General features: G+C 71.6%; 17 protein-coding genes. 9 read left to right on the top strand and 8 right to left on the bottom strand.

Features of this window, described 5'->3' with window-relative positions:
- Nucleotide 1: 1 nt before the first annotated feature.
- On the bottom strand, nucleotides 2-1,057 hold the full coding sequence (locus KUM38_RS13065; protein WP_217129501.1) for an alpha/beta fold hydrolase: 1,056 nt from the start codon (nucleotides 1,055-1,057) through the stop codon (nucleotides 2-4).
- A 244-nt stretch (nucleotides 1,058-1,301) separates the two neighbouring features.
- Between KUM38_RS13065 and KUM38_RS13060 the strand changes: the two genes are divergently transcribed.
- The 4 genes from KUM38_RS13060 (at nucleotide 1,302) to KUM38_RS13045 (ending at nucleotide 3,200) form a co-directional block, all read left to right on the top strand.
- A complete protein-coding gene (locus KUM38_RS13060; RefSeq protein WP_217129500.1) occupies nucleotides 1,302-1,529 on the top strand; it encodes a hypothetical protein in 228 nt (75 codons plus the stop codon).
- Between the two features lie 199 nt (nucleotides 1,530-1,728).
- A complete protein-coding gene (locus KUM38_RS13055) occupies nucleotides 1,729-2,373 on the top strand; it encodes a TetR/AcrR family transcriptional regulator (protein WP_085574399.1) in 645 nt (214 codons plus the stop codon).
- Between the two features lie 154 nt (nucleotides 2,374-2,527).
- Nucleotides 2,528-2,755 carry a DUF3107 domain-containing protein gene (locus KUM38_RS13050; RefSeq protein ID WP_019522837.1) on the top strand — a complete coding sequence of 76 codons (228 nt, stop codon included), beginning with the start codon at nucleotides 2,528-2,530 and terminating at the stop codon, nucleotides 2,753-2,755.
- A gap of 175 nt (nucleotides 2,756-2,930) precedes the next feature.
- A complete protein-coding gene (locus tag KUM38_RS13045; RefSeq protein WP_217129499.1) occupies nucleotides 2,931-3,200 on the top strand; it encodes a hypothetical protein in 270 nt (89 codons plus the stop codon).
- Between the two features lie 274 nt (nucleotides 3,201-3,474).
- On the opposite strand, the gene KUM38_RS13040 is transcribed toward KUM38_RS13045, so the two are convergent.
- Complete coding sequence (locus KUM38_RS13040; RefSeq protein WP_030834591.1) at nucleotides 3,475-4,230, bottom strand: ferritin-like domain-containing protein; 756 nt, start codon at nucleotides 4,228-4,230, stop codon at nucleotides 3,475-3,477.
- 480 nt (nucleotides 4,231-4,710) lie between these two features.
- Here KUM38_RS13040 and KUM38_RS13035 point away from each other — a divergent pair, with 480 nt between their 5' ends.
- The gene (locus tag KUM38_RS13035) at nucleotides 4,711-7,116 is read left to right on the top strand and encodes a DEAD/DEAH box helicase (protein ID WP_254397071.1); all 2,406 of its coding nucleotides are present in this window, start codon (nucleotides 4,711-4,713) and stop codon (nucleotides 7,114-7,116) included.
- A gap of 76 nt (nucleotides 7,117-7,192) precedes the next feature.
- Nucleotides 7,193-8,074 carry an alpha/beta fold hydrolase gene (locus KUM38_RS13030; protein ID WP_217129498.1) on the top strand — a complete coding sequence of 294 codons (882 nt, stop codon included), beginning with the start codon at nucleotides 7,193-7,195 and terminating at the stop codon, nucleotides 8,072-8,074.
- A 15-nt stretch (nucleotides 8,075-8,089) separates the two neighbouring features.
- On the opposite strand, the gene KUM38_RS13025 is transcribed toward KUM38_RS13030, so the two are convergent.
- Nucleotides 8,090-8,992 (bottom strand): NYN domain-containing protein, encoded by a 903-nt coding sequence (locus tag KUM38_RS13025; RefSeq protein ID WP_217129645.1) that lies wholly within the window; start codon nucleotides 8,990-8,992, stop codon nucleotides 8,090-8,092.
- Between the two features lie 220 nt (nucleotides 8,993-9,212).
- Here KUM38_RS13025 and KUM38_RS13020 point away from each other — a divergent pair, with 220 nt between their 5' ends.
- Nucleotides 9,213-9,365 carry a hypothetical protein gene (locus KUM38_RS13020; RefSeq protein WP_106979586.1) on the top strand — a complete coding sequence of 51 codons (153 nt, stop codon included), beginning with the start codon at nucleotides 9,213-9,215 and terminating at the stop codon, nucleotides 9,363-9,365.
- A gap of 106 nt (nucleotides 9,366-9,471) precedes the next feature.
- Here KUM38_RS13020 and KUM38_RS13015 read toward each other — a convergent pair whose 3' ends face one another.
- The 4 genes from KUM38_RS13015 to KUM38_RS13000 form a co-directional block, all read right to left on the bottom strand.
- Entirely contained in the window at nucleotides 9,472-10,077 is a 606-nt protein-coding gene (locus KUM38_RS13015) for a MarC family protein (RefSeq protein WP_217129497.1), read from the bottom strand.
- A 54-nt stretch (nucleotides 10,078-10,131) separates the two neighbouring features.
- Nucleotides 10,132-10,989: a PHP domain-containing protein gene (locus KUM38_RS13010; protein WP_217129496.1), complete on the bottom strand. Its 858-nt coding sequence runs from the start codon at nucleotides 10,987-10,989 to the stop codon at nucleotides 10,132-10,134.
- 161 nt (nucleotides 10,990-11,150) lie between these two features.
- Complete coding sequence (locus KUM38_RS13005; protein ID WP_217129495.1) at nucleotides 11,151-11,792, bottom strand: DUF6758 family protein; 642 nt, start codon at nucleotides 11,790-11,792, stop codon at nucleotides 11,151-11,153.
- A 156-nt stretch (nucleotides 11,793-11,948) separates the two neighbouring features.
- A complete protein-coding gene (locus tag KUM38_RS13000) occupies nucleotides 11,949-12,533 on the bottom strand; it encodes a suppressor of fused domain protein (RefSeq protein WP_217129494.1) in 585 nt (194 codons plus the stop codon).
- Nucleotides 12,534-13,027: 494 nt separating this feature from the next.
- Here KUM38_RS13000 and KUM38_RS12995 point away from each other — a divergent pair, with 494 nt between their 5' ends.
- Nucleotides 13,028-14,149 carry a magnesium and cobalt transport protein CorA gene (locus tag KUM38_RS12995; RefSeq protein ID WP_217129493.1) on the top strand — a complete coding sequence of 374 codons (1,122 nt, stop codon included), beginning with the start codon at nucleotides 13,028-13,030 and terminating at the stop codon, nucleotides 14,147-14,149.
- Nucleotides 14,150-14,172: 23 nt separating this feature from the next.
- On the top strand, nucleotides 14,173-14,688 hold the full coding sequence (locus tag KUM38_RS12990) for a hypothetical protein (RefSeq protein ID WP_217129492.1): 516 nt from the start codon (nucleotides 14,173-14,175) through the stop codon (nucleotides 14,686-14,688).
- Here the strand turns inward: KUM38_RS12990 and KUM38_RS12985 are convergent.
- Nucleotides 14,685-15,428 carry a hypothetical protein gene (locus tag KUM38_RS12985; RefSeq protein ID WP_217129491.1) on the bottom strand — a complete coding sequence of 248 codons (744 nt, stop codon included), beginning with the start codon at nucleotides 15,426-15,428 and terminating at the stop codon, nucleotides 14,685-14,687. The genes KUM38_RS12990 and KUM38_RS12985 overlap by 4 nt on opposite strands.
- Nucleotides 15,429-15,487 lie beyond the last annotated feature (59 nt).

Here is a 15,487-nt window from a genome sequence, read left to right as displayed (position 1 = left end):
CTCAGCCCCTCGTGTTCTCGGCGGTGATACCCCCACCGGTGCCGGCGGGTGAACCCGGAGCGCCCAGCGCGCCCGGCTCACCAGTATCCCCCTGATCCGTCGAATCCGTTGTATCCGCGAGGAGTTCGCGGAAGGCGAGGGCCACCGTCCCGGGGTACTCCATCATCGCGACGTGCCCCGCGTCCGGAATCGTCACCAGCCGGCAGTTCCGGAAGGCGCGCGCCGACCGCTGGGCCATGCGGAAGCCGACGAGCTGGTCCCGGCCGCCGTAGACGAGCAGGGTCGGCGCGAGCACCCGCTCGGCCTGGCGCCACAGCCCCTGCTGGCCGCCCAGCAGATAGGCGCTGACGAGCCCGCGCGCGGAGCGCGCCATCGCGTCCCAGAAGTACGGCAGCCGCAGCCGCCGCTCCATCTCCTGCACGGCGTTGCGGAACCCTTCCGGCGACACCCGCGCGGGATCGCCGTAGCAGAGCTGCATCACGCCCCGGACGCGCTGTTCCGCCGTCCACTCGCGGGTGATCCGGGTGAACAGCAGCGCGACCCCGGGCACCGCCAGCAGTCCCGTGGGGACGGCGGTGCGCTGCACCCGCAGCTCCGGCAGGGCCGGTGACACGAGCGTGAGGGTGCGGACGAGGTCGGGGCGTACGGCGGCGACACGGGTCGCGACCGCGCCGCCGAGCGAGTTGCCGAAGAGGTGCACCGGGCCGCGGCCGGTCGCGTCGAGATAACGGATCACCGCGCGTGCGTGCGCGGTGATGGAGTAGTCGCCGTCGTCCGGGGGCGGGGAGTCGCCGAAGCCCGGCAGGTCGACGGCCTCACTGTCGACGACGTCGTCCAGCAGCGGCATGAGCGCCGACCAGTTCAGCGAGGAACCGCCGAGTCCGTGGACGTAGAGGGCGGACGGCAGCCCCTCCCGCGCGGGTGGCCGTGACCGCACCGACAGCGTGACCCCGGGCAGCTCCACCGAGCTGAGCCGCTCGCCCTCCGCGATCCTGACCGCCGCCACCTTGGGAAGCACGTTTGCGGGCGGCACGGACGGCAGCTCGGTCGAAGACATGCGGCAATGTTACGAGACGATCACGCAGTGGTTCGTGTGTTCGCCGTCACAAGCCGCCACGAGGGGTGGCGCTCCGGACCACCCCAGGGGCGGAGCCCGCCGTGCGCTCCCCGTCACGTCCCGGTCGCGGATCGCATAGCGTCCGAATCGGGTGTCTCCTAGGCTCGTAGGTAGGGCACCCGCACATCGTCCCCGCAGTCTTCAGGGACGTTCGCAGCAGACGTTCGCAGGAAGGGAGCCCGGCATGGCCGTAGATCCGACCGACCCCGAGACGTTCGTGGAGGACGAGGACGCCCGCGAGGACGAGGAGTTCGACGTCGAGGCGCCCGAGGTCGACGCGGCCGAGCAGCACGCGGAGGTGAAGCCGGACCGCGACGACCCGATGACCGGCATCGATCCCGACCGCGCCAGCGAGGCGGACCTGATGGAACAGGCCAGGATCGTCTCCCTCGACGAGGACGACTACCGGTGACGAGCGCACCGGCAAGGACCGTCGCCGAGCAGTGAGGAGGAAACTTCTTGCCCGCTCTGACAGCTTTTGAAACCGTCCGTATGGCTTTCACCGTCGTCCGGTCCGTGAAATTCTGCGCTCTCACCGCGCACACCACGATTACCGAAAAGTACGATGGCGGCGCGGCTCACACCGCACGTGGACGACAATGGGAGGCGGCGTGACAGCCATCGAGCAGACAGACGCGGTACGCCCGAGGGGTACACGCCTGCCACGCCGTGCCCGACGGAACCAGTTGCTGGGCGCCGCCCAGGAGGTCTTCGTCGCGCAGGGCTACCACGCGGCCGCGATGGACGACATCGCCGAGCGCGCGGGCGTCAGCAAGCCGGTGCTCTACCAGCACTTCCCGGGCAAGCTCGATCTGTATCTCGCACTGCTGGACCAGCACTGCGAGGCCCTGATCCAGTCGGTGCGCCACGCGCTGGCGTCGACGTCGGACAACAAGCAGCGCGTGCGGGCGACCATGGACGCCTACTTCACGTACGTCGAGGACGACGGCGGCGCCTTCCGCCTGGTCTTCGAGTCGGACCTGACGAACGAGCCCGCCGTGCGCGAGCGCGTCGACAAGGTGACCAACGAGTGCGCGGAGGCGATCTGCGACGTGATCGCCGAGGACACCGGGCTGTCGCGGGCGGAGTCGATGCTGCTCGCCTCGGGGCTCGGCGGTCTCGCCCAGGTGGTGGCGCGGTCCTGGCTGCACAGCGACCGCAGCGTGCCGCGCGACCAGGCGGTGCAGCTACTGGCCTCGCTGGCCTGGCGGGGCATCGCGGGATTCCCGTTGCACGGCAACGAACAGCACCACTGAGGAAGGTGGGCGGGCGTCAGCGGCTGTTTTGTTCCCGCCGGCTGTTCGCTCCTGGCGTTGCCGGGCGCAGCGTGTACGTCCCCTCACCGGGCTAATGTGTGCTGGTACGGCGCGGAAGGTCGCGCACTTCACTGACCGTCGGAGGGACATAGCCGTGGAGGTCAAGATCGGCGTGCAGCACGCGCCCCGCGAGATCGTTCTGGAGAGCGGTCAGAGCGCCGAGGAGGTCGAGCGCGTGGTGGCCGAGGCGCTGGCCGGGAAGTCGCAGCTGCTGAGCCTCGTGGACGAGCACGGCCGTAAGATCCTGGTCCCGGCCGACCGTCTCGCCTACGTCGAGATCGGCGAGCCGGCCCCGCGCAAGGTGGGCTTCGGCGCGCTGTAGGCGCGACCGGCAGTCGAGTGGTCGTGGAAGGGCCCGGCGGTTCGAGACCGCCGGGCCCTTCGCATGTGCACGGACGGCGCACAGATCCTCCACAGGGGGATTGGATTCCGCAGGTCAGGGGTAAGACGGGCTACGACCGATGTGAGCAGGCCGGCCATGTGGGAGGGACCCCGACATGCTCTTGGAAGCGCTCAGCTCCGCGATCCTCGGCCTGACTCTGGCGTGGGCGGCCGCCCGCCGCCTGCCGCATCGTCTCCCCGACCGCGCCCTGGTCCTGCCGACCGGTGTGGCCGGAGCACTGTTCGGCGCCTTCCTCATGAGCACCGCGCTGGACGCCGGCAACCTGCTGACGATCCTGCTCGGCGCGGTGATCGTGTCCGTGGCGTCCCTGTCGCTGCTGCTGCGCCCGGCGGGAAGACTGCGCCGCCGATCGGCGACCGCCTGACCGGCCGCCGGTGGTGGCGCCGGTCGTGAACCGGCCCCCGGCCGCCCATTCGGTGGATCGCCGGTCGTGAACCGGCCCCCGGCCGCCCATTCGGTGGATCGCCGGTCGTGAACCGGCCCCCGCCGTCCGTCCGTCCGGCGGATCTCCTGTCATGAACCGGCCCCGGCCACCCGTCCGGCGGATCACGCCGCGGGCGCCGGGTCGGCGTCGGCCCGGCGCCGTCGGTCTCCTCCGACATGACGCGCGTGACGCACCGGACCGACCCCGGCCGCCCTCAGGCCGCCAGCCCCAGTGCCGCCATGCGCTTGGTGTGCGCTTCGGTGATCCGGGAGAACATCCTGCCGACCTCGGCGAGGTCGAACCCGTCCGCGACGCCGCCCACGAGCATGGTCGACAGCGCGTCCCGGTCGGCGACGACCCGCTGGGACTGCGACAGCGCCTCACCCATCAGCCGCCGCGCCCACAGCGCGAGCCGTCCGCCCACGCGCGGGTCCGCGTCGATCGCGGCGCGCACCTTCTCGACGGCGAAGCCGCCGTGGCCGGTGTCGTCGAGCACGGCCAGCACCAGGGCGCGGGTGTCGGAGTCCAGGCGGGCCGCGACCTCGCGGTAGAAGTCGCTGGCGATGGAGTCGCCGACGTACGCCTTGACCAACCCCTCCAGCCAGTCGGAGGGCGCCGTCTGCTTGTGGAAACCGTCGTACGCGGCGACGAACGGCTCCATCGCGAGCGTCGGCTCCTCGCCGATCCCGGCGAGCCGGTCGCGCAGCCGCTCGAAGTGGTGGAACTCGGCCGACGCCATCTTCGCCAGCTCCGCCTTGTCCGCCAGCGTGGGCGCCAGCTTGGCGTCCTCCGCCAGCCGCTCGAACGCCGCCAGCTCGCCGTACGCGAGCGCGCCGAGCAGGTCCACGACAGCGGCGCGGTACTGGGGGTCGGCGGAGGCGGCCGCCCAGTCCATGGCGGCGACGCCGGTGGGCCCGGCGGAGGTGTCGGGGGTGTCCGCGGCGTTGTCAGGCTTGTCAGAGCTCGTCATGAAGCGCACAATAGCCCGCTTGTCACGCCCCGGAAGGTCCTGGCCGATCAGTGTGACGACGACTACGTGACCAAATCGGCCATGGCGTGTGCGCGAATCCGGGGTATGGTGGTAATGCGCCTGCTGAGCACTCTGACGTACTCGACAGGCCGCATGTATGAGGATGCCCGGTCGGAGGCCCGATCGGCTCCGACCCGACAGCCCTCCTTGCCGTACGCCACACTGCGTGCGGATTCCGGAGGGGAACCCTCAGCGGTACGAGCGCTCGAGCGTCGGCAGTGGTCCCGTGCCCTACGGCATCGCCCGTAAGGCAGCCGACGTCCCCGGCACGGTTTCTGCACGACCCCCGCGCTCGCCTCGCACCGCGCACACAGAAGAGGCAGCACCCTGACTACGACGTTCCGAGAGCTCGGAATCCTCCCCGAGACCGCCGAGGCCCTGGAGGCCGTCGGCATCATCACCCCCTTCCCCATCCAGGAGATGACGCTCCCCGTGGCCCTGTCGGGCACGGACGTCATCGGCCAGGCCAAGACCGGCACCGGAAAGACGCTCGGTTTCGGCCTTCCGCTCATCGAGCGCGTCACCGTCCCCGCGGATGTCGAGGCCGGCCGCGCGAAGCCCGAGGACCTCACCGACGCGCCGCAGGCGCTGGTCGTCGTCCCCACCCGCGAGCTGTGCACGCAGGTCACCAACGACCTGCTCACCGCCGGCAAGGTGCGCAATGTGCGCGTCACCGCGATCTACGGCGGCCGGGCCTACGAGCCGCAGGTCGAGGCGCTGAAGAAGGGCGTCGACGTGGTCGTCGGCACCCCGGGCCGACTGCTCGACCTCGCCGGGCAGAAGAAGCTCAACCTCAAGCACGTGAAGGCCCTCGTCCTCGACGAGGCCGACGAGATGCTCGACCTCGGCTTCCTCCCCGACGTCGAGAAGATCATCAACTTCCTTCCGGTCAAGCGCCAGACCATGCTGTTCTCGGCCACCATGCCGGGCGCGGTGATCGGTCTGGCCCGGCGCTACATGTCGCAGCCGACGCACATCCGCGCCACCGCGCCGGACGACGAGGGCGCGACGGTCGCGAACACCACGCAGTTCGTCTACCGCGCGCACAACATGGACAAGCCCGAGATGGTCGCGCGGATGCTGCAGGCCGACGGCCGGGGCCTGGCCATGGTCTTCTGCCGTACCAAGCGCACCGCCGCCGACCTCGCCGACCAGCTCAAGCAGCGCGGCTTCGCCTCCGGCGCGGTCCACGGCGACCTCGGCCAGGGCGCCCGCGAGCAGGCGCTGCGCGCGTTCCGCAACGGCAAGGTGGACGTGCTCGTCTGCACCGACGTCGCCGCCCGCGGCATCGACGTCGAGGGCGTGACGCACGTCATCAACTACCAGTCCCCCGAGGACGAGAAGACGTATCTGCACCGCATCGGCCGCACCGGCCGCGCGGGGGCGAAGGGTACGGCGATCACGCTGGTCGACTGGGACGACATCCCGCGCTGGCAGCTGATCAACAAGGCGCTGGACCTGGGCTTCGGCGACCCGGTGGAGACGTACTCCACCTCCCCGCACCTGTTCTCGGACCTCGGCATTCCCGAGGGCACCAAGGGCGTCCTGCCGCGCTCGGAGCGTACGCGCGCCGGGCTGGACGCGGAGGAGCTGGAGGACCTGGGCGAGCCGGGCGGGCGTGGACCGCGCGGGCGTGGTGGCCGGGGCGGGCGCGACGACTCCCGTTCCGCGGAGCGCGAGACCTCGGCCCGTACGCCGCGCCGCCGTCGCCGTACGCGCGGCGGTGCGGTGCTGGACGAGGCCGCGCAGCAGCCCGTGAGCCCGGCCGCCGAAGGCGCCGGCGAGGCGGAGACCGACGCGGTCGCCCGCACCCCGCGCCGCCGTCGCCGTACGCGCGGCGGAGCCCCGGCCGGGGCGACGACCGCGGTGGAGGCGGCGGAGTCCGCCGTCGACACGGCGGAGGGGACGGCGGCGGAGGCCGTCGAGACTCCCGCGAAGCCGCGCCGCCGCCGGACGCGCCGGGGCGCGGCGGACACGGCAGCCGCCGTGGTCACCCCGGTGGCCGAGGAGACCACGGTTGTCGCGGAAGCCCCGGTCATCACGGAGGCCCCCGTCGCCACGGAGGCCCCGGTCGTCACGGAGGCCCCGGTCGTCACGGAGCCCGAGGCTCCGGTCGCCGAACCGCGCCGTCGCCGCACCCGCAAGACCGCGGACACCGCGGTGGTGGACACGGCGGAGGCGACCACCGAGCCGGCCGAGGCCGTCGAGGAGACCAAGCCGCGCCGCGCCCGCAAGACCGCGGCCAAGAAGGCCGAGACCGCGGTCGACACGGTCGAGGCAGGCGCTGAGGCGGTCGAGGAGGTCAAGCCCCGCCGCACCCGCAAGACCGCGGCCAAGAAGGCGGAGACCGCCGTCGACACCGCCGAAGGCACCACCGAGCCGGCCGAGGCGACGGAGACCAAGCCGCGCCGCACGCGCAAGACCGCGGCCAAGAAGGCCGAAGCCGCCGTCGACACCGCGGAAGCCGCCGAGGCCAAGCCCCGGCGTCGCACCCGCAAGGTCGCGGAGCCGGAATCGGCCGTCACCGTCGGGATTCCGGCGCAGACGGTTCCGGAGGCCGAGGCGGTCGAGGAGACCAAGCCGCGCCGTACGCGGAAGGCCGCGGCCAAGAAGACCGAGGCCGCCGTCGACACCACGGAAGCCGCCGAGGCCAAGCCCCGGCGTCGGACCCGCAAGGTCGCCGAAATTCCGGCGCAGGTCGCGGACGAGGCGGAGCCCAAGCCCCGCCGCACCCGCAAGGCTGCGGCCGTGGCCGAGCCTGAGCCGGAGGCCAAGCCCCGGCGGACCCGCAAGACGGCAGCCGCCGCGGAGTCCGCGGAGGGCTGACGCAGCGAACCGACGGCCCGGTCCCCCACCCGCGGGGCCGGGCCGTCGGCGTGTCCGCACCCGCTACCCTCACCCCGTGACCAGCCACTCCCCCTCCGCCCCGCCCCCCGGCACCCGCGTCCGCGCCCGCCGACTCCGTACCTCACGCGGCGAGTTCGCCGTCGTGGACGTGCCACCGGCCGCCGGAGTCACGGCGCGGGGGGTCGCGCTGCTGCTGCCCGGATACACCGGCAGCAAGGAGGACTTCACGCTGGTGCACGAGCCGCTCGCCGCGCGCGGCTACCGCACCGTCGCCGTGGACGGGCGGGGCCAGTACGAGTCGGACGGGCCCGCCGACGACGAATCGGCCTACGAACAGGACGAGTTGGCGCGGGACGTCCTCGCGCAGGCGAACGCGATCGGTGCGCCCGTGCACCTCGTCGGACACTCGCTCGGCGGCCAGATAGCCCGTGCCGCCGTCCTCCTCGACCACTCCCCCTTCCGCTCGCTCACCCTGGTCTCCTCCGGCCCCGCGCGGATCTCCGTCTCCCAGGAGCAGCGCGTGAAGCTGTTGCGGGACGCGCTCGCGGTGATGTCGATGGCGGAGTGCTGGGAGGCGATCCTGGCCATGGGCCCGCCCGAGGAGGTGGGCGGTCCCGCGCGCGGGCCCGTCGGCCCGGAGCACCTGCGGCGCCGCTGGCTGGGCACCAGTCCCGCGCAACTGCTGGCCACCGGAAGGCAGTTGTGCACGGAACCGGACCGGGTCGCGGAACTGGCCGCCGTACCCCTGCCGTTCCACGTCCTGTCGGGGGCACGCGACGACACCTGGCCGGTGCCGGACCTCGACGGGATGGCCCTCCGCCTCGCGGCGCACCGCACCGTCGTCGACGGGGCCGAGCACTCGCCCGCCGCCGACCGTCCCGCACCGACCGCCCGCGCCCTCGCCGACTTCTGGGACGGGCTCGCGTCCACCCCTTAGCGCTGCGCCTGCGCGTCAGTACTGCGTCTGCAGGTGGTCCCAGAAACCGTCGCGCAGGACGCGCCGCAGGTCCGCCTGGCCGCGCAGGGAGTACTGCAGCAGTCCCTCCGCCTCCACCAGCAGGTCCTGGTCGACGGATCCGGGCAGGTAGGGATGGCCGGGAAGCAGTTCCACCAGCGTGTCCCGGCCCCGCGCGGCCAGCCACTTCGCGGCGATCTGCGCACCGACGAACCGGACGTCCTCGCGGGCGGGCCGGCCCGTCGCGGGCTCGTACGCCGGTGCCGTGCGCCGGGAGACGTACGGCTTGAAGAAGTCCAGGTCGAGCGTGCGCTGGCTGTCGACCTCCCAGAGCAGCGGCTCGGCCTGGTTGCGGCCCTCGGGCGCCTCGATGCCCCAGAGGTGGACCCGGGCGCCGTACCCCTGGGCCGCCTCGACCGCCGAGACGAGGTCCTCGTCGCCGCCGAGCAGGGCCGCGTCGCTGATGGCGCGGTGCCGGGCCAGTGACTCCAGGTCGCTGCGGATCAGGGAGTCGACGCCCTTCTGCTGGTTGTTGGCGTTGAGGTTGCCGAGGCGGACCTTGACGTCCGGGAGCTCGGCGATGGACTGCTGCTCGGCGGTGTGGATGCGGCGTCTGGCCCCGTCGTACCAGTAGACACGCAGCAGCCTGCTGTCCGCGAAGACGGTGCGGGCGCGGTCGATGAACGCGTCGATGAGTCCCTCGGCGTCGAGGTCGAAGGCCCGGCGGTCCTCCGTCCCGGCCACGAGCCGGCCCGCGGCGGCGTACAGATAGCCCGCGTCGACGAAGATGGCGTGCGTCGAGGGCGTCTTCGCCACCTCGGCGAGCATGCGCTGGAGCAGCTCGTTGGTGCGGTCGATACGGGCGTGCAGCGCCGCGAGGTCTTCGTTCATCACCTCCATTGTCCCGGTGGTCACGCTACGAACACAACCGGTCCCGGTCGGTCTCCTTCGAAACCCTTACCGGTCAGTATTTAGTCGATCGAAAAATTTCTTTAGCGTAGGGAATGTTTGCATCACACAGGGCGTTGGACCCGTCATGGACCAGGGGCCCCAGCGGCCCGTGAGCCACCCACCGAGTAGTTCTCCTTCAGGAGGATGACCAGACGAAGGGAGAAGCCCCATGCGCTTCGAAATCATGCGACTCGACGACGTCGACGGCACGCCCGTGGACACCACCGTCGTGGACGCCGCCTCCGTCAACCGCATCGTTCAGCAGGCCGCCGCCATCGGACAGCGCCTGTGGATCCGCCCGGCCGACACACCGGCCTCATAACGCGCGGCACGCGGAAGACCGGCCACACGGGCCGGTCCTCGCGCATGTACGCCCCGGAGCCCCCGTACCGTCACCGGTACGGGGGCTCCGCGCGTCCGGCGCCGGGTCAGCCGCCCCGGATCACCTGGGTGACGCCGTTGATGATCTGCTGCACGGCGATCGCGGAGAGCATCATGCCGGCCAGGCGCGTCACCAGCACCACGCCGCCGTCCTTGATGACCCGGATGATCAGCAGCGAGTACCGCATCACCAGCCACAGCACGACGTGGATGGCGAGGATCGCCGACCACACCGAGACCTGCCCGGTGACGCCGTCGGCCTTCTGCACGGCGAGGATGACCGACACGATCGCACCCGGCCCCGCCAGCAGCGGCATGCCCAGCGGGACCAGCGCGACGTTGACGTCCTTGGTCTGCTTGGGCTCGTCGGTCTTGCCGGTGAGCAGGTCCAGCGCGATCAGCAGGAGCAGCAGTCCGCCCGCGATCATCAGCGCGGGCACCGACACGTGCAGGTAGTCGAGGATCTGGTGGCCGAGCAGTCCGAACACGGTGATCACACCACCGGCCACACAGACGGCCTGGAAGGCCATCCGCTTCTGCATCTTCGCGGGCCGGCCCGCGGTCAGGCCGAGGAAGATCGGGGTGATCCCAGGGGGATCCATGATGACAAAAAGGGTCAGGAAGAGAGAGCCGAAGACGGCGACGTCGAGCATGACAGCCTTGCTGAGGAGCGGATGGAGAAAGGTGCGGGAGGAGGGGGAGAAGCCTCAGACTCCGCCGGTCCCCGGCACCGGGAACGCCCCGGTCGCCCGCCGCGTGATCTCGCCGTACACCTCGGGGTCCGTCATGAACTCGCCGAGGACGCAGGTCTTGCGGCTGCCGTGGTAGTCGCTGGAACCGGTCACCAGGAGCCCCAGTTCCTTCGCGAGGCCGCGCAGCCGCGCCCGCGTCTCCGGGCCGTGGTCCATGTGGTCGACCTCGATGCCGTCGAGGCCGGCCGCGGCCAGCTCGGCGATCGCGGACTCCGGCACCGTCCTGCCCCGCTTGCTCGCGGCGGGGTGCGCGAAGACGGCGACTCCGCCCGCGTTCTTGATCAGCCGCAGGGCCTCGAAGGGGTCGGTCTCGTGCTTCTCCATGTGGGCCCGGCCGCCGTCGGCCAGCCACTCCCGGGTGAAGGCGTCGCTCACGGTGGGCACGACGCCCAGCTCGACGAGTGCGCTGGCCACGTGGGGGCGGCCCACCGAGCCGTCGCCGGCGATCCGCGCGACCTGCTCCCAGGTGACCGGTACGCCCAGCGCGTTCAGCTTGGCGATCATGCCCTGGGCCCGTGGCACCCGGTCGTCCCGGACCAGCTCGCGCTCGGCGAGCAGCGCGGGCTCCTCGGGGTCGAAGAGGTAGGCCAGCATGTGCATGCTGATGCCGTCGAGCCGGCAGGAGAGTTCCGCTCCGGGGACCAGTGTGAGTCCCGGCGGGAGCACGGAGAGCGCCTCGGCGTACCCGCGGGTGGTGTCGTGGTCGGTCAGCGCGATGACGTCGAGACCGGCGGCGGCCGCCTTGCGGACCAGCTCGGCCGGCGTGTCCGTACCGTCGGACGCGGTGGAGTGGGTGTGCAGATCGATACGCACGACGCAGGACTCCAAGCGGTGACGGACGGACGGGGACGCTCCAGGATAACCGGATTCTCACACGTCCCTGTCACACCCGAACCCGCCGTGCGCCCCCTACCGGCCCGCCGTACGGCGACTACCGGTCCGCCGCGCGCCCTCACCGGCCCGCCGTACGGTGTCTACGCCTCCAGCAGGCGCGGTGACAGCGCACCGCAGGGCACCAGCTCCACCTCGGCCCCCACGTCCCGCAGGTCGGCGAGGACCAGCTCGTCGTACATCAGCATCCCGGACTGCTCCGGCCACACCACCGCCCACAGCCACATCCCGAGCGCCTCGCCCGCGAAGACGGCACGGTCGTCCGGCGTCTTGGCGACGTGCCAGAGCGGGGTCGGGCGGCCGGCCGCCAGCACCTTGGCCTGGGGTGGCTTCTCGATGTTCATGTACGGCCCCGGGTCCGGGCCGTCGACGCCCGCGTACCGCGCGCCGAGGCCCACGCCGAGTTCCTCGGCGACCAGGATGAGCTCACCCATGCCGCCGAGCGGTCCCGGCCCGGTGCACGCGACGGCGGTCGCCCGGCCCCCGCTGCGGTCGTCGCCCGCGCTGGCCACGCCCGTGAACAACCAGCCCACCGGCAGCGGCCACGGCATCCACACCGGCACCCTCGTGCGGTGCACGACGACTTCGAGGGCCTCGACGCTCGGCGGTATCACCGGCTGCAGCGGGTGCACGGTGCCGTGCACGTCGCACTGCCAGGCATCCGAGAAAAGGCCGGGAGCCCTGACCCGGCCACCACACTTCGGGCAACTGGGTTCGCCCCTCATAGGGCCCCACGGTCCTACCCCTGCCGCGCCACGTCAAGGACGATCACCCGGCCGGCGCACGCGTCTTCCGGAACGAACGGACGACCGCGGGTGACCATTCGCTCCGGTGGCCGCACCGCGGACCGCCCGTCAGGCGATGAGTTCGAGCCACTGGTGTCAGGCCAGCGGGACGGACTTCCGGGACGGATCCCGCAGGTCCGTGCCCTGGTTCAGCCAGCGCTCCTGGAGGGCCTGGGCACCGTGCACCCGCTTCCAGGCCGCCTCGTTCGGGGTCATCGGCAGCAGCGGCAGGAACCGTACGGGATCCAGGGGCTCGTCGAGCTCCAGGTCCTCCACCAGGCCGCCCGGCTCGGCGACCAGCACCGAGGTGAACGGGGCGCCGGGCCACAGCGGTTCACCCACGTCCAGCGAGGCACCGGGGGCCACGACCACGCCCTCGACCTGCGGGGACGCGGCCAGCACGGCGAGCGGACGGAGCACCTTGTCGGTGTCCGCGACACCGCCGCGGACGGACAGCACCAGCTCGACGCGCGGCCCCCTGACCGGGTCCGCGATCACCGCCGTGGGATCGGTCATGGGCTGCGCGGACATGCCGAGCGTGGCGTAGCGCACGATGTCGCCCTCGTGGAAGCGCAGCACCTCGATGCGGTCCGTGCCCAGGAAGGTGACCGCCGCTCGGGCGTCCGGTTCGCCGAGCGTCGTGCACAACCGGGCCTCGACCAGAGGAAGAACATCAGCCATGCGGCGAGCATAGAACTCGTCAGTACCGGGCAAAGCAGAGCCTTGACACGGCAGTCGGCTGATACGCTTGGCCGGTGGTTCGGGCAGCACGCAGAAGCGTCCGATCGTCCCGAACGCCTGTGTGATGCCCCCCACTCAGGGGGAATCCCCAAGGGGATTGTGGATCGTCCCCCACGGGGGACCGGCCGGAGGAGGTGGGGCTGGCATGGACCGAAGTCGACCGTGCAGTAGCACCCGCTCTTCCGCCCGCTGATGCAGCTGCTCCTGTCTGGCTCCCGCCTTTCATCCGCGCGTCTTCATCGGAAGAGCATTTCGTTTCGTTCTGTCTGATCTGCCCCCGTAGCTGTATCAGCGACGAAGCTCGCCACCGCGACGGTGCGGTGCTCCCCGCTTTGTGGACGTGCCAAACATCCGCGGTCCAGGACGTCCTCATTCCGGGTTGTTCCACCCGTCGTTCCGGCGCCTTTCGTTGCATGTATGCGAAGGAGCCCGCCATGTCGATGATCCGCGACCTGCGCGCCGTGGTCCGTCCCTCCTCCCGTGTCTCGCTGCGCAAGGAGAGCGGCCCGTACGACGCCACCCGTGACCCCGCGACGACCACCGCCGTCGTCGACTGCGCCGTCTACCGCGACGGCCGCCGCCTGGTGACCGAGGGCGGCCCGCTCACCCCGCACGAGGCGATGCGGCTGGTACGCCGCGACGGAGGCTTCGTGTGGATCGGCCTGCACGAGCCGAACGAGGCCGAATTCGCCGGGATCGCCCGGGAGTTCGGGCTGCACCCGCTGGCCGTGGAGGACGCCGTCCAGGCCCATCAGCGGCCCAAGCTGGAGCGCTACGACGACTCGCTGTTCACGGTCTTCAAGACCGTCCACTACGTCGACCACGACGAGCTCTCCGCCAGCAGCGAGGTCGTCGAGACCGGTGAGGTGATGTGCTTCACCGGCCGGGACTTCTTCATCACCGTCCGGCACGGCGGGCAGGGCTCCCTGCGGGCCCTGCGGCACCGCCTCCAGGACGACCCCGAACTGCTGGCCAAAGGGCCCTCGGCCGTACTGCACGCCATCGCCGACCACGTGGTGGACGGTTACATCGCGGTGGCCGACGCGGTGCAGGACGACATCGACGAGGTCGAGACGGAGGTCTTCTCGCCCGGCCGCAAGGGCACCCCGCGCGGCACCGACGCCGGACGGATCTACCAGCTCAAGCGCGAGGTGCTGGAGTTCAAGCGGGCCGTGTCCCCGCTGCTGCGGCCGATGCAGCTGCTGAGCGAGCGGCCGATGCGGCTGGTCGACCCGGACATCCAGAAGTACTTCCGGGACGTGGCCGACCACCTGGCCCGGGTGCAGGAGCAGGTCATCGGCTTCGACGAACTGCTGAACTCCATCCTCCAGGCCAACCTCGCCCAGGCGTCCGTGGCGCAGAACGAGGACATGCGGAAGATCACCTCGTGGGCCGCGATCATCGCCGTACCGACGATGGTGTGCGGGGTGTACGGGATGAACTTCGACCACATGCCCGAGCTGCGGTGGAAGTACGGCTACCCGCTGGTCCTGGGGATCACGGTGGCCCTCTGCCTGGGCATCCACCGGACGCTGAAGCGCAACGGCTGGCTGTGAGGACACCTGGATAGGCTGGGCCCATGACAAGTGCGCTGCTCGACCGGGCCCTCATCGAGGAGGCCACGAAGAAGTCCGGCCTCGTCTGGGTCAAGGGGCCCGGCGCCGCGGCCCGCGCGCTGTGGCACGTGTGGCACGAGGGTGCCGCGTGCGTGGTCGGCGACGGGCCCGGGGAGCAGCCGCTGCCGGGGCTGGCCGACGGCGTGTCCGCCGAGGTGACGGTCCGCAGCAAGGACAAGGGCGGCCGGCTGGTCTCCTGGACGGCGACGGTCGTCGAGCTGCCGTCCGGTTCCGAGGAGTGGGCGGCGGCGGTCGCCGAACTCAAGGGCAAGCGGCTCAACGCGCCCGACGGCGAGGCGATGACCGGGCGCTGGGCCCGCGAGTGCCGGGTCCTGCGCCTGGAGCCGACCGGGGCGACGGCCCCGCTCCCCGACGGCTCCCTGGCCGAGGCCCCGCTGCCGACGCCGGTGACGACCCGGCGCCCCGCCCCGGCGGGACTGCCCCGGCTGCTGCTGAAGCGGAAGCGGCGACAGCGCTAGGAAGCGGGGAGCTGCTTGCCGTAGTCGAGGGTCTCGTCCTCGGCCGGTTCCTTCAGCTCGAAGTCGGTGCCCCAGGACGAGAACGTGAGGGTGCCCGCCTTCCCGGCCCGCACCAGGCGCACCGGGTACGGCTTGCCCTCCAGCGAGACGTCCAGGGTGCCGCCGGAGCCCTCGTCGCCGGTGACGCGGATGGTGCGTACGCCCGACTGCTCGTGATGGCCGTCCGTGGCCAGCTTGCCGTGCAGGGTCAGCAGACCGCCGAGGAGGACATTCTTGTCCGTGAAGCCGATGAACTTCTTGTACGACGGATCGCCCTGCGGCACCTTCACGTACTTCTCGGCGAGCTTGTCGGCCGCCGCCTCGCCGTCCTCCTCGCCGTCCCCTTGGCCCCAGAACTCGGCGCCGGCCTTCAGATACAGCTCGTCGTCGACCCGCAGCAGGCGAAACGTCTCCCCCTCGGTGGTGACCGAGCCGATGCCGCCCTGCTCCTTCAGCCGCATGTCCAGCGTGTACGTGCGTCCGCTGGTGACCACGGTGCCGTGCAGCCGTACGGCGCCGACCGACTCGGCGGCCTTCTGGGATCTGCTCTGGATCTGGTCGGCGGACAGTCTGCCGACACCGTTGGTGCCCTCGTTCGGATCCTCGGAGCATCCCGTGAGCGCCGTCCCCGTCACGAGCAGCGCGCACACGGCGCCGGCCAGCACGGCCCTGCGGGAACGGCCCCGGTAGATCGGAATCACAGGTGGGCTGCCTCTCTGACGGGGGACCTGAACGGCGTACCGCAGGGTACCGGGGCCAG

This window comes from Streptomyces sp. AC558_RSS880, assembly GCF_019049255.1.
Taxonomy (GTDB): Bacteria; Actinomycetota; Actinomycetes; order Streptomycetales; family Streptomycetaceae; genus Streptomyces.
This window is presented reverse-complemented; position numbering and strand designations above follow the sequence as displayed.